14 protein-coding genes and 1 tRNA gene are annotated in these 13,288 nt (G+C 43.3%); 1 reads left to right on the top strand and 14 read right to left on the bottom strand.

Annotation, left to right across the window (positions count from 1 at the left end; all coding sequences use genetic code 11):
• Window positions 1-146: 146 nt before the first annotated feature.
• From fusA to rsgA, 10 genes are all read right to left on the bottom strand, one after another.
• Entirely contained in the window at window positions 147-2,228 is a 2,082-nt protein-coding gene (gene fusA / locus FZ952_RS08560) for an elongation factor G (RefSeq protein WP_148881359.1), read from the bottom strand.
• A 391-nt stretch (window positions 2,229-2,619) separates the two neighbouring features.
• Window positions 2,620-3,090 carry a 30S ribosomal protein S7 gene (gene rpsG, locus FZ952_RS08555; protein ID WP_005591659.1) on the bottom strand — a complete coding sequence of 157 codons (471 nt, stop codon included), beginning with the start codon at window positions 3,088-3,090 and terminating at the stop codon, window positions 2,620-2,622.
• Window positions 3,091-3,109: 19 nt separating this feature from the next.
• Window positions 3,110-3,523 (bottom strand): 30S ribosomal protein S12, encoded by a 414-nt coding sequence (rpsL, locus tag FZ952_RS08550; RefSeq protein ID WP_005591658.1) that lies wholly within the window; start codon window positions 3,521-3,523, stop codon window positions 3,110-3,112.
• A 388-nt stretch (window positions 3,524-3,911) separates the two neighbouring features.
• Window positions 3,912-4,508: a hypothetical protein gene (locus FZ952_RS08540; RefSeq protein ID WP_148881358.1), complete on the bottom strand. Its 597-nt coding sequence runs from the start codon at window positions 4,506-4,508 to the stop codon at window positions 3,912-3,914.
• A gap of 9 nt (window positions 4,509-4,517) precedes the next feature.
• Window positions 4,518-5,339, bottom strand: a complete 822-nt coding sequence (gene purR, locus FZ952_RS08535) for a pur operon repressor (RefSeq protein WP_037614848.1) — start codon at window positions 5,337-5,339, stop codon at window positions 4,518-4,520.
• Window positions 5,340-5,557: 218 nt separating this feature from the next.
• Window positions 5,558-6,502: a 3'-5' exoribonuclease YhaM family protein gene (locus FZ952_RS08530; RefSeq protein ID WP_148881357.1), complete on the bottom strand. Its 945-nt coding sequence runs from the start codon at window positions 6,500-6,502 to the stop codon at window positions 5,558-5,560.
• A complete protein-coding gene (rmuC, locus tag FZ952_RS08525; protein ID WP_148881356.1) occupies window positions 6,492-7,748 on the bottom strand; it encodes a DNA recombination protein RmuC in 1,257 nt (418 codons plus the stop codon). The genes FZ952_RS08530 and rmuC overlap by 11 nt, the downstream gene beginning before the upstream one ends.
• Window position 7,749: 1 nt before the next feature.
• Window positions 7,750-8,382, bottom strand: coding sequence for a thiamine diphosphokinase (locus FZ952_RS08520; RefSeq protein WP_148881355.1), 633 nt, complete (start codon window positions 8,380-8,382; stop codon window positions 7,750-7,752).
• Window positions 8,375-9,034 carry a ribulose-phosphate 3-epimerase gene (gene rpe / locus FZ952_RS08515; protein WP_148881354.1) on the bottom strand — a complete coding sequence of 220 codons (660 nt, stop codon included), beginning with the start codon at window positions 9,032-9,034 and terminating at the stop codon, window positions 8,375-8,377. The genes FZ952_RS08520 and rpe overlap by 8 nt, the downstream gene beginning before the upstream one ends.
• Before the next feature lie 14 nt (window positions 9,035-9,048).
• Window positions 9,049-9,927 (bottom strand): ribosome small subunit-dependent GTPase A, encoded by an 879-nt coding sequence (rsgA, locus tag FZ952_RS08510; protein WP_148881353.1) that lies wholly within the window; start codon window positions 9,925-9,927, stop codon window positions 9,049-9,051.
• Window positions 9,928-10,028: 101 nt separating this feature from the next.
• On the opposite strand from rsgA, the gene FZ952_RS08505 reads away from it, so the two are divergent.
• Window positions 10,029-10,111 (top strand) — tRNA-Leu (locus FZ952_RS08505).
• A 117-nt stretch (window positions 10,112-10,228) separates the two neighbouring features.
• On the opposite strand, the gene rsmA is transcribed toward FZ952_RS08505, so the two are convergent.
• The 4 genes from rsmA to FZ952_RS08485 form a co-directional block, all read right to left on the bottom strand.
• Window positions 10,229-11,101, bottom strand: a complete 873-nt coding sequence (gene rsmA / locus FZ952_RS08500; protein WP_148881352.1) for a 16S rRNA (adenine(1518)-N(6)/adenine(1519)-N(6))-dimethyltransferase RsmA — start codon at window positions 11,099-11,101, stop codon at window positions 10,229-10,231.
• A 20-nt stretch (window positions 11,102-11,121) separates the two neighbouring features.
• Window positions 11,122-11,850, bottom strand: coding sequence for a hypothetical protein (locus FZ952_RS08495; RefSeq protein ID WP_148881351.1), 729 nt, complete (start codon window positions 11,848-11,850; stop codon window positions 11,122-11,124).
• A 70-nt stretch (window positions 11,851-11,920) separates the two neighbouring features.
• Complete coding sequence (gene rnmV, locus FZ952_RS08490; protein ID WP_187423901.1) at window positions 11,921-12,517, bottom strand: ribonuclease M5; 597 nt, start codon at window positions 12,515-12,517, stop codon at window positions 11,921-11,923.
• Window positions 12,483-13,253, bottom strand: a complete 771-nt coding sequence (locus FZ952_RS08485; protein ID WP_037614830.1) for a TatD family hydrolase — start codon at window positions 13,251-13,253, stop codon at window positions 12,483-12,485. The genes rnmV and FZ952_RS08485 overlap by 35 nt, the downstream gene beginning before the upstream one ends.
• Between the last annotated feature and the right edge of the window lie 35 nt (window positions 13,254-13,288).

The raw sequence follows: 13,288 nt of genomic DNA, 5'->3' as shown, positions 1-13,288 counted from the left end.
CCTGTGAATCCAGTAATATCCTATGAATTTGTACCCTTTTCATATTTTTCTGTTAAAACTGAACAATTTTTAGTTTGGTTAAAAGCATAAAAAGCTCCTCTTCCTATGAAAGGAAAGAAGAGCTTTTAGTGCGAGGGGTAAGCTAATTAAGCTTCACCTTTGTTTTTCTTGATGATTTCTTCTTGTACTGACTTAGGTACATCTTCGTAGTGGTCAAATACCATCATGAAGGTACCGCGTCCTTGTGATGCTGAACGAAGAACCGTTGCGTAACCGAACATTTCAGCAAGTGGAACATAAGCACGAACGATTTGGCTGTTACCATGCGCTTCCATGCCGTCAACACGTCCACGACGAGCTGTTACGTGACCCATAACGTCACCAAGATTTTCTTCAGGAACAGTGATTGTTACCAACATCATTGGCTCAAGGATAGCTGGTTGTGCAGTCTTAGCAGCTTCTTTCAATGCAAGTGAAGCCGCAACCTTGAAGGCTGTTTCAGATGAGTCGACATCGTGGTATGAACCATCGTAAAGTTTAGCTTTCACGTCAACGATTGGGTAGCCAGCAAGGACACCATTTGCCATTGACTCAACCAAACCTTTTTCTACCGCTGGGATAAATTCACGTGGAACCACACCACCGACGATAGCATTTTCAAACTCGAAGCCTTTTCCTTCTTCATTTGGTGTAAATTCAATCCAAACATCACCGAATTGACCTTTACCACCAGATTGGCGTTTGAAGAATCCACGAGCTTGAGTAGAAGCACGGAAAGTTTCACGGTAAGATACTTGAGGCGCACCTACGTTTGCTTCAACCTTGAACTCACGACGCATACGGTCAACAAGGACATCCAAGTGAAGCTCACCCATACCAGAGATAACTGTTTCACCAGTTTCAACGTTGGTTTCAACGCGGAATGTTGGATCTTCTTCAGCCAGTTTTTGCAGGGCAACACCCATCTTATCTTGATCGGCCTTAGATTTTGGCTCAACCATCAATTGGATAACTGGTTCTGGAACTTCGATAGATTCAAGAATGATTTTAGCTTTTTCATCTGTCAATGAGTCACCAGTTGTAGTATCTTTCAAACCTACGGCAGCAGCGATATCACCGGCATATACTGTTTCAATTTCTTGACGGCTATTTGCGTGCATTTGCAGGATACGACCAATACGCTCGCGTTTACCTTTAGAAGTGTTCAATACGTATGAACCACTGTTCAAGACACCTGAGTATACACGGAAGAATGTCAAACGACCTACGAATGGGTCGGTCATGATCTTAAAGGCAAGAGCTGCAAATGGCTCTTCGTCAGATGCTGGACGAGTTTCTTCTGCTTCAGTATCTGGGTTTACACCCTTGATAGCTGGGATATCAAGCGGGCTTGGCAAGTAGTCAATAACTGCATCAAGCATCAATTGAACACCCTTGTTCTTGAAGGCAGAACCACACAATACTGGGAAGAATTCAACGTTGATAGTCGCTTTACGGATACCAGCCTTCAATTCTTCGTTAGTGATTTCTTCACCTTCAAGGTATTTCATCATCAATTCTTCATCCGTTTCAGCAACTGCTTCCACCAATTTTTCACGGTATTCTTGAGCTTGCTCAAGGTATTCAGCTGGGATATCTTCTTCAAGAATATCTGTACCAAGATCGTTAGTATAGATTTCAGCTTTCATCTTGATCAAGTCGATGATTCCGCGGAAATCATCTTCAGCACCGATTGGCAATTGGATTGGGTGCGCATTTGCTTGAAGACGATCATGCAGAGTGCTTACTGAGTAAAGGAAGTCCGCACCGACTTTATCCATCTTGTTAGCAAATACGATACGTGGAACTCCGTATTCAGTTGCTTGACGCCAAACTGTTTCAGTTTGAGGCTCAACACCTGATTGTGAGTCAAGAACAGTTACTGCACCGTCCAATACACGAAGTGAACGTTGTACTTCGATGGTGAAGTCCACGTGTCCTGGGGTGTCGATAATATTTACGCGGTGGTTATCCCATTGAGCAGTTGTCGCAGCAGATGTGATCGTGATACCACGCTCTTGCTCTTGCTCCATCCAGTCCATTTGTGACGCACCTTCGTGAGTTTCGCCGAGTTTATGGATTTTACCAGTATAGTAAAGGATACGCTCAGTTGTAGTTGTTTTACCAGCATCGACGTGGGCCATGATACCGATATTACGTGTTTTTTCAAGTGAAAATTCGCGTGCCATGAGGTTGTTTTCTCCTATTAATTTATTTTACAATTTATTATAACATTATTTAGAAAAAACGGATAGGCAGGACCTACCCGTTCTTAATATTTATCTTGTTTTTGTTGGTTTCAACTTAGAAAATTGACAAGTTGAGTTAAACTAAATTAAAAATATTTAGCTGATTTGAACCCGAGCGAGGCCCTGCACAAAAAAGATAAACTGCTTTATGCTCAAGGAACACTGCATCAGTTTTCTATTTTTGCATTATGCCTTACCGTTCCCAGCATCATGATTTAGTTGAGCTCAAGCTAAAAGTCTGGAGAAAAAGATGAATCTCATTGGTTGCAGTCGTAACCTGCTTCGATTCCCTATTTTCTCTTGGGCTTTCTTAACGCTTTCGCATCCTATATTACCAACGGAAGTGTGCGAAGGCACGGTTAGCTTCTGCCATACGGTGAGTATCTTCGCGTTTCTTAACTGCTGCACCAGTGTTGTTAGCAGCATCCATGATTTCTTTTGCAAGACGATCTTGCATAGTGTGTTCACCACGACCACGTGAAATTGTTACCAACCAACGAAGGCCAAGTGTAGTACGGCGTTCTGGACGAACTTCAACCGGTACTTGGTAGTTTGAACCACCGACACGGCGAGCACGTACTTCAAGAACAGGCATGATGTTTTCCATCGCTGTTTCAAATACTTCAAGTGCATCATTTCCAGTAGCTTCTTTGATTTGCTCAAAAGCTCCGTAAACGATAGAAGCTGCTGTACCACGCTTACCATCAAGCATAACGCGGTTGATAAGACGAGTAACTAATTGTGAATTGTAAAGCGGATCTGGCAATACTTCGCGCTTAGGCGCACGGTTTTTACGACTCATTTATCTTTTTCCCCTTTCCTTATGCTTTTGGACGCTTAGTACCGTATTTAGAACGGCCTTGCTTACGGTCAGTAACACCTGCTGTATCAAGTGCACCACGAACGATATGGTAACGTACCCCTGGAAGGTCTTTTACACGTCCACCACGAAGAAGCACCACGCTGTGCTCTTGCAGGTTGTGTCCGATACCTGGGATGTAAGCTGTAACTTCGATCAAGTTGCTCAAACGTACACGGGCAAATTTACGAAGGGCTGAGTTAGGCTTCTTAGGTGTCATAGTTCCAACACGAGTTGCAACACCACGTTTTTGTGGTGAAGATACGTTTGTTTGAACTTTTTTGTGGCTGTTGTAACCAACGTTCAAAGCTGGTGATTTAGATTTTTCTACTTTTGATTTACGCGGTTTGCGAACCAATTGGTTAATTGTAGGCATCTACATTCTCCTGTATTTTTTTAATTTTGGTGATGATACACTTGGTGACAGCTATCATCTGCGTGTACTTTTGCAACATTTGTCAGCACGTCTCTGTACACTTTTGAGAGACCAAAAGTAAAAAGTACCGTTCATTATTGTAACATAGAAGCATTGCTTAGTCAATACCTTTTGTTTATTTTTTACTCCGATTCAGCTTTTTAGTCTCTTGGTAAATATAGCTTTCTCCCCTTGATGACAAAAAATGAAAAAACTCTCAAAAAGTTACTTTTAAAGCACTGTTGAGAGTTTCTTAGTTTCTGAAATATGATTCAAACCATCAGAATATTTTACAGAGGTTCTTTTATCACAAAACAATGCCAGTACCTCAAGCATTTCTATAATCCTGTTATTCTCCGCTTGAAGGCTGAGGGGCTGAGCCGCCATCTGAGGAAGGACCCGGCGTAGCAGAAGATGGGTTTGGAGTAGGCTCTGGGGTTGAAGAAGGGGCAGGACTCGGATTTTCTTGTGGCTGAGACGGTGTCTCGACTGAAATGGCGGGAGTTCGATAGACTGGTGCAGCCGGTGGAATAGATTGCTGCTGTTCTGAAATAGGTTCAGAAGAATCTGTCGGTGCTTGGTTCGAAGACATCGCATCTCTCAACGCCTGAATTCTACTTTGCAGTTTCTCCTTAACAGCCTCATCTTTTACCTTGTCAACTGCTTCTTGAGCTCGAGAAAGATTCTCAGCAGTCTGCTCCTCTTCTAGCTTTTTAACGGTAGACTCTGCCTCTTGTACCGTACTGTCTGATGAAGCGTTACTGCTGGATCCGGCTTTGCTAGAACTTGAACGTCTGCTGTAGCTAACTATTTTAGTAGATTGCCCGGTTTTCTGTGTTGGTTTGACAAATATAAAACCTGAAATTAAAACAACCACTAAAAACAATACTATTCCTAAACGCACAAAGATTGAACTCTGCTCCAATTTATCAAATAAATTTTTCATCTTACTTTCCTAATTTTTATCAAATATATTGCCAACTTCAACATCAATCGTATTCGATTTAACATCAATATTGGTTACCTTCAGAAGCGATTTATAATCCAGATGATCACGGGTGGTTTGGGCATTATCTGCAAAGACAGCCACACCCGCCAACTCTGAATCAAACTCAGACAAAAGGCTAACCATCCCATTAATCGTTCCACCTCCTTTGAGAAAGTCATCGACGATGAGGACCCGACTTCCAGCTTTGAGACTGCGTTTTGAGAGGAACATTTTTTCAATCCGATCCCCGCTAGAACCAGAAACGTAGTTGACACTGACCGTTGAACCCTCAGTGATTTTCAGGTCGCGCCGCACAATGACAAAAGGAACATTCAAGACATTAGCGACAGCATTGGCAAGTGGAACCCCCTTGGTCGCAACCGTCATGACAGCATCAATCTTTTGACCTTTAAAGGCTTTGGCAATGATGCGACCGATATTATTGAGGATAGACGGCGTACTGAGCAAATCTGACAAATAGATATAGCCACCAGGAAGAATCCGATTACTTTCAGATAATTGAGCACACAAATCTTGAACAATAATTCTTGCATCTTTCTCTGAGATTGAAGGGGTAAAGATAACACCTCCACCAGCTCCCGTAATGGTTTCAATCGTTCCAATTTCAATTTCCTCAAAGGCGCGCTTGATGATTACAATATCTTCTGAGATGGAGGACTTAGCAGACTCATATTTTTCTGCAAATGTGTTTAAACTTGTTAATTCATAAGGGTGGTTAATCAAATAATTGGAAATAACCACCATCCGCTCACTTCTTCTTAATTTCATTTTTTCACCAATTTGACTTAATAAAAATCCTCCACAAACTGATATGAGAAAGCCTAAAGGATCTCCAGACATTTCCAGCATAAACCAACTACTCAGACTGTTGAAGATAATAAAGTTTGAAGAGATTTTCTAAGAGTATTTATTTTATTTTTTTCATTATATCATACTCTAGCAAAAAAACGAACATTATGCTAAATATAATGCCCATTTTTCGTATTTCACTTGTCTAATTTAGGTTTATAGAAGGAACGGTTTTCCAGTGCGAATATTTTATTGGTCATTTCTCCTGGAGCAACGAGAGACAGAGCCGCGGTCATCATCATCATCTCAGCGTCCAGATTGTCAATCATGTGCAGGATTTCGGCCTCCATAATCTTTGGACGAACGGGGCTGCCATATTCAAGAAGGCCGTGGTGACTGAGGAGGACATGTCGCAAAACGATGACATCTTCTTTTGTATCGTCGATTTTCAGCTCCACCAAGGTTTTGGTCAATTCCTCATCAATCAGTGCAATATGCCCAATCAGATTGCCTCGCACGGTGTATTCCGTATTTTCTGGGCCACTCAGCTCAATGACTTTGGCCAAGTCGTGCAGCATGATCCCTGCAAAAAGGAGGCTTTTATTGAGCTGAGGATAGATGTCACAAATCGCATCCGCTAGTTTGACCATAGTAGCTGTGTGAAAAGCGAGCCCTGACTCAAAAGCATGGTGATTGGTTTTCGCTGCTGGATAGGAATAAAATTCCTTATCGTATTTGCCATAAAGCGAGCGGACCACACGTTGCCAGACCTGATTTTCAATCCGAAAAATCATCTGAGCCAAGTATTCCCGCAGTTCTTTTTGATCAACAGGTGGTTTTTCTTTGAAATCCGAAGGATTGTTGGGCTCACCAGCTTTTGGCAGGCGCAGGGTCAACTGATTAACCTGCGGGGTGTTATTGTAGACTTCGCGACGGCCTTGCATGTGGACGACTTTCCCCGCTGTAAACTCTGCCACATTATGGGGCTGGGCATCCCACAATTTCCCCTCAATCACCCCAGTATCATCTTGGAAAGTGAAGGCGAGGTAATTTTTGCCAGCTCTGGTCTGTCGGACTTCGGCTGACTTAATCAGATAAAATCCTTCAAACAATTCATCCTTTTTCATTTGATTAATTTTCATAGTCTTCCCTTTCATCTGGAATATCTAGCAAGTGTAACTGAAGGTCTTGGTCAGACAATTCAATATGCCGCAGCGTTCTTTCAATAGCATTGGTTCGGCGAGTCAGTAACTCATCGATACTGCCCGAAGCATTCTTCAGATGCTTCTGAGCCTTGGCTAAAATGCCGCCAAATTTATTGAATTCCAGCTTGACACTGCCCAAAACCTTGCTGATGTCATCTGCGCTACGCTGGATATTCAGGGTTTTAAAGCCAACCGAGAGAGAGTTGAGCAGGGCTGACAAGGTAGATGGACCCGCTACGACAATCTGCTCATCTCGCCGCAAACCGTCGAAAAACTCTGGATTGCGAACCACTTCGGAATAGAGTCCTTCCGTTGGCAAAAACATAATCCCAAAATTAGTCGTAGCTGGCGGAGCTAGATATTTACCGTTGATATCCTTGGCAAAGCGCTTGACGCTAGCCAATAGCGACTTACGGTAAAGTTCAATTTCTTCCTTGTTGCCCGACTCGTAAGCCTCTTCCAAGCGGTAGTAATCCGCCAGAGGAAACTTGGAGTCAATAGGCAGGTAGACATAGTCCTGCTCCGTCTGTCCCGGCAATTTGATAGCATACTCCACGCGCTCACTAGAACCTGCCACTGTGGCAAATTCGCGCTCATACTGGCTGGGGGTCATGATGTCTTCGATAATTTGTCCCAGCTGGAGTTCGCCCATAATGCCGCGGGTCTTGGTATTGGAAAGAACCTTATTGAGACTGCCGACATCCCGAGCCACCGTCTGCATCTCTCCTAAACCACGATTGACAGACTCTAGCTGCTTGGACACCGTCTCAAAGGAGGTCTGCAGGCGACTCTGCAAAGTTTTCTCCAATTTTTCCTCAACGGTCTGGCGCATCTGCTCCAGCCGCAAGTCATTGGACTCCTGAATTTGGCGCATCCGCTCATCAGTCTTGTCTCGATTTTTGCTGAAACTCTCCGCCATTTCTGTTCGTAAATCCGTCAAATGTCGATGCAAATCTGTTCGAACTTCTGCTAGCCGATCTCCCAGAACAATTTCCAGATCTTTTTGCCGAAGAGCCTCCTGCTGTCTTTCCTGCTCAAAGCGGTAATCCAGCTGGTCGGACAGATGATCTTCCTGCTCTTCTAACAAGACTTTGATTGCCTGCTCCTGCTGCCCCTGCCTTTGCCAGAAGAAATAGAGGAAGACCAGATTGATGATGAGCAGGATGATGATGATAAATTCCATCTCAACTCCTATCTTTACTGTAAATAATAACCGTATATCCCTTGTCAAAGGATAAAAATACAGGTCTATCTATAAATTCGTTAGAAGCATAAACTTTTTTAAAGAAAAAATTCCTTTCATTTAAAGGATATTTAGCTCCCTCAATAGTCAAAGGTACATCCTCTGTCGGCAGAAAGGCCAGATAGTCCATGCCTTCCACCGGTTTGATTTCATGACGACCAGAAGGTACATAACGGACGCAATTCTGGGAATCAACTAAAATCAGCTGCTCCATATAGGGTGCAATTTTGTCATTGCTGGGCAGAAAGACATTGGCCAAAGCATGATCCAGACGACCACCAAAGGCACCGAAAATAGTCAGATGAGCATTCGGATATCGCTCAAAACAAGCCAAAACAGCCAATTCCAAGTCCGTATCATCCTTTTCAGGCTGAGCCTGAATGACCTCCTTGGCCTTGCCTTTAATGCGCAGCAATTCTTCATCGGAGACAGAATCAAAATCGCCAATTGCCAAGTCAGGACAGACTCCCTGATCCAACAGAAAGAGTGAGCCGCGATCAACCCCAACAAAAAAATCAAAATCCCGACTGAACTCCATCAAATCACCACCGGCAAAAAGGGCAATTCTAGGCATCTAAAACATCTCTCAAAGTCTGAACTTGATGGCTGACATCACCTTTGAAGACATAGCTGCCTGCTACGAAAACATTGGCTCCAGCCTCTCGGGCAATCTGAATCGTCTTATCGTCAATACCGCCGTCAACCTCAATATCAAAGTTCAGCTCATTGACTTCACGCAGAACGACCAGTTCACGAATCTTATCCATGGTTTCTGGCAGAAAAGCCTGACCGCCAAAGCCTGGATTCACTGTCATGACTAGGACCTGATCCACTAGATTCAAGACATTTTTAATCGCTTCGACTGGCGTTCCAGGATTGATAACAACGCTAGGCTTAACACCTGCCGCACGAATCTTCTGCAAAGCTCCATGAATATGCGGTGTGGCTTCGACATGGATGCTGATAATATCCGCACCCGCCCGAGCAAATTCCTCAATATGGTGCTCAGGATTGGATACCATGAGATGGCAGTCAAAAACCATCTTGCTGTGGGGACGCATACTTGCTACAACACCGGCACCAAAGCTAATATTAGGCACAAAATGTCCATCCATTACATCCAGATGGGCATACTCTGCTCCACTGGCTTCTAGCTTTTTCAACTCAGTCTCAAAATTAGCATAATCCGCACTCAAAACAGAGGGAGCAATTTTAAATGTTTTCATGATGTTTCCTTTCTCTATTTAGGAAGTTTTTTAGCCGTCTTTTTATAAGTTTCACGGCGATTCTCGATTTCACTGAGAAATTGCAGGTAGTTTTCGAAACGAAAAGCAGCAATTTGCTTCGCTTCTATGGCTGGTTTGACGGCACAAGCTGGCTCATGCGTATGGGTACAGGTTCGAAATTTGCAATCCCGACTCATCTCGGCAATCTCTGGAAAGGCAGCATTCAAGTCTTCTGCCTTGTCCACCTCATAATCCAGAGAAGAAAAGCCCGGAGTGTCCGCAATCTTGCCTCCATTAAGATTGTAAAAGCTGACTGCCCGCGTGGTATGGCGGCCGCGCCCCAGACTTTCAGAGATTTCTCCTGTTTCCAGCTGCAAGTCTGGCGCTATTTTATTGAGCAGGGTGGACTTTCCAACACCGGTCTGACCCATGAAAACCGTGATTTTCCCCGTCAGTAGCGGCAATAAATCTTCGATAGACTGGACTACCTGATAACCAATCTGCTGATAAGTCTGTGCATAAGCATCCAAGCTCCGCTCATCCTCCAGCAGATCCAGTTTACTGAGATAGATAATGGGGTGAATAGCCTTATGCTCCAAAAGCACCAGAAAACGATCCAAAAGATTGGCATTGAAGTCCGGCTCTTTGGCACTCATGATAACAACCGCCTGATCAATGTTGACAATGGGTGGTCGAACGAGGCTGTTTTTTCGCTCTGCAATTTTTAAAATGTAGCCCTCAGAATCCTTGTCCGCTGAAAACTCAACATGGTCACCAACATAAGGGGTCTGACCTTTTTTTCGGAAATTTCCCCGCGCTCTGGTCTGATAAACCTGCCCGTCTGACTCTACATAATAAAAGCCAGCTACGGCTTTGATAATTATTCCTTGCAAGACTGCTCCTTTAAAGTTAATACAATTATTATATCAAAAAAAGACAGATATTTGGCTTTTACTATTGGCATTTTCAAAAAAAATGGTATAATAGAGTTCGAGCGGAGGTGGTGGAACGGCAGACACGCATGCTTCAGGCGCATGTGCCCGTACGGGTGTGAGGGTTCAAATCCCTTCCTCCGCATAGAACAGGAACTCTTGTCTAAATAGACAAGAGCTTTTCTTTTGAAAAATCATGAGATTCCCATGAAACATCTTTCAGAAAAACCAGCCTTTTTCAAAAAGGGCTGGTTTTCAAATCTTATAATCCTTGCGTCCTCAGGGCATCTGCCAGACGGGCAAAATCTGCTAAAGCCAAAGCCTCTCCTCGAACACTTGGAGATAACTCAGCTTGCTCTAAAGCGGCTGTTAACTTGGCTTTGGTCTCCTCTGCTTTGCCAAAATGACTAGTCAGGTTGTTCCAGAGAGTTTTCCGACGGTGAACAAAACTAGCCTTGGAAACCTTGAAAAAGAATTTCTCGTCCTGAACCACCACTGCTGGCTGGTCTCTGCGTACCATCTTGAGAATGGCCGAATCTACATTGGGCGCTGGCACAAAGACTGTCCGTGGCACGATAAAGGCAACCTTGGCCGTCATGTAATACTGCACCGCAATCGACAAACTGCCGTAAGCCTTGGTATTCGGCTGAGCCGAAATCCGGTCCGCCACTTCCCTCTGCATCATAACAACAAACTCACTAAAAGGAATCCCACTCTCAATCAAATGCATGAGAATTGGCGTCGTGATGTAGTAGGGCAGATTTGCCACTACCTTGATAGGCAAGTTAGGATTTTTAAACTCTGCCATGTACTGGGCCAGATCAACCTTGAGAATATCCTGATTGACCACGGTCACATTGTCAAAATTGCGCAGAGTATCCGCCAAAATCGGCACCAGTCGCTCATCAATCTCAAAAGCCATGACTTCAGCGGCACTTTCCGCCAAAAATTCTGTCAAAGCCCCAATACCAGGACCAATTTCAATGACATTGACCTTTTTGTCAATCTCGGCTGTATCCACAATCTTCTGGAGAATGTTGGTATCAGTCAGGAAATTCTGACCGAACGATTTTTTAAAAGTGAAACCGTGACGCTCCAGAATGGCACGGGTCACACTATAGTCTGCAATTCTCATTTTCTCTTCCTATTTTTCACTTAAATAAAATACTTTTTGAGCTTAAAATCTTGGACTTGTAAAATATTAACTAGCCTTTCTCCAAAACTAGTTCTTATATATGTCTTGTTTTTAGATCTTGCTCTTTCCATTGTATCCTCTGTAACAATAAAACGTCCGCCATCTACCGCCTGCCACATGGAATTATTAGTTGTTTCTTTCATTAATCCTAACGCGACAAGCCTTAGTACAGAATCTTCATTGGTATTATCATTATCATAAATAGTTAAATCTTTTTCAATTAGTGTACTAAAATCACTTACTAAGAATCTATCTATTACTTCAGAATATACTAAAAAATCTGTCCATTTTAAAATGCCATCTAAATAAGCGCGATATAGCCTCGCTAACATAACTGGTTTATCACATCCTATATATTTATCGACAATAATAACGATATATTCTAGTTCTTTTATTCTAAATTTTTCTTGACTGTCAAACTTTTTCTTATATTCATTCAGCTTATATTCAGTTACAATACCTTTATTAATTTCCTGAATAAATTCTATCATTTTCCTAACATGATATCTTTCCTTCACTGTTTTACCAATATGATAAAGCGAGACTGCCGTAGAAATAAATGGAATTTCTTTTATAACTCCCTCATTTAAGTTAGCATCTAATCCTGACTCTAAAATATCAATTACTAGTGGCTGTCCATATTTTTTTAATGACTCCCTAAAAGAATACTGTAAATTATTTTCATTCATTTAATTTCTCCTAATAGATTTTATTCTAAGCAAATGTAATTTGATTTAGCAATTCTTCACCGCACATCTCTTAATTCTTATACCTCTCTATCACTTCTTCCACTTCCGCCAAGGTCACGCCAAACAGTTCTAATCGCTTGAGCATCTGTTTGCCATTGGAATAGCCGATGCGGAGCTGTTCGCCCAGATACTCTCGGCGTTGACGGCTGTCGCTTCCCATGAGTAGCCCCAGCCGCACTAAGTCACTCTTTGTCACATCAAAATCACTGCTTGACTCAAAATGACTGGTCACCCCAGCGAGGGCTATCTTTAAGTCTTCAAAACTAGCGTGCTCAATACCTAGTGAACGCCCTTTGGTCTTGGACCTGGGAGCTGCTTCGTCACGCTTGAGAAAAGCATGTTGGACAGCGGGAATTTCTGTCATGATTAAACGGCGAATCCGCTCGCCATTGAAGTCAGGATCTGTAAAAACAATAACTCCATGCAAGTCCTGCAAGCGGCGAATCCGCTCGATATCCGCATCGCTAATGGCAGAACCTCTAGTTTCATAGGTCTCAACATCAAAATAGCGCTTGAGATTGGCTGTGTCATCACGCCCTTCCACAACAACAACTTGCGGGATTTTTATCTTTTCAGTCAAGCCCAAACACCTTCTTTGCATTTTCATAGGTCGCCTGCGCTACTTCTTCGACCGTCAACCCACGCAGTTCAGCAATTTTCTCTACAACATAGCGAGTATAGGCTGTTTTGTTTTCTCGGCCGCGTTTGGGAACAGGTGCCAGATAGGGTGCATCTGTCTCGACGAGGATTTTGTCCAAAGGCAGGTTCTGCGCAGCCTCCTGAATATCCATCGCTTTTTTAAAAGTGACGACTCCAGAAAAGGAAATCATCATCCCCAGCTCGATAAAACGCTCTGCCATTTCCAAAGAACCAGAATAAGAGTGCATGATGCCACCTCTTGGTCCCACACCCTCACTCTTGATAATCTCATAGGTATCCTCCAATGCGTCACGTGTGTGGACGACAAAGGGCAGGTCTAACTCTTTGGAAAGCTGGATTTGTCGGCGGAACACTCGCTCTTGCACTTCCTTGGGTGCTGTCATCCAGTGATAATCCAGACCAATCTCACCCAGAGCCACCACTTTTGGATGATCAAGCTTATCCAGCAGATAGGCTTCCACCGCCTCATCATAAGTACCAGCCTCAGTCGGATGCCAGCCAATCGTAGCGTAAATTTGCTCATAATTGTCGGCCAACTCCAAGGCACGCTCAATGGTCGGCCGGTCAAAACCGACGATATTTATTTTGCTGACGCCCATTTCTGTAGCTAGCTGGAGCTCTTCTGCCTCTCGACCAGCAAATTCTTCCACGTTTAAATGGGTGTGTGTGTCAAAAATTTTCATGCTTTACTTCCTTGTATTTCCTGTTCTTCATTATA

The organism is Streptococcus sp. Marseille-P7376 (genome assembly GCF_902460385.1).
Lineage (GTDB): Bacteria > Bacillota > Bacilli > Lactobacillales > Streptococcaceae > Streptococcus > Streptococcus sinensis.
This window is presented reverse-complemented; position numbering and strand designations above follow the sequence as displayed.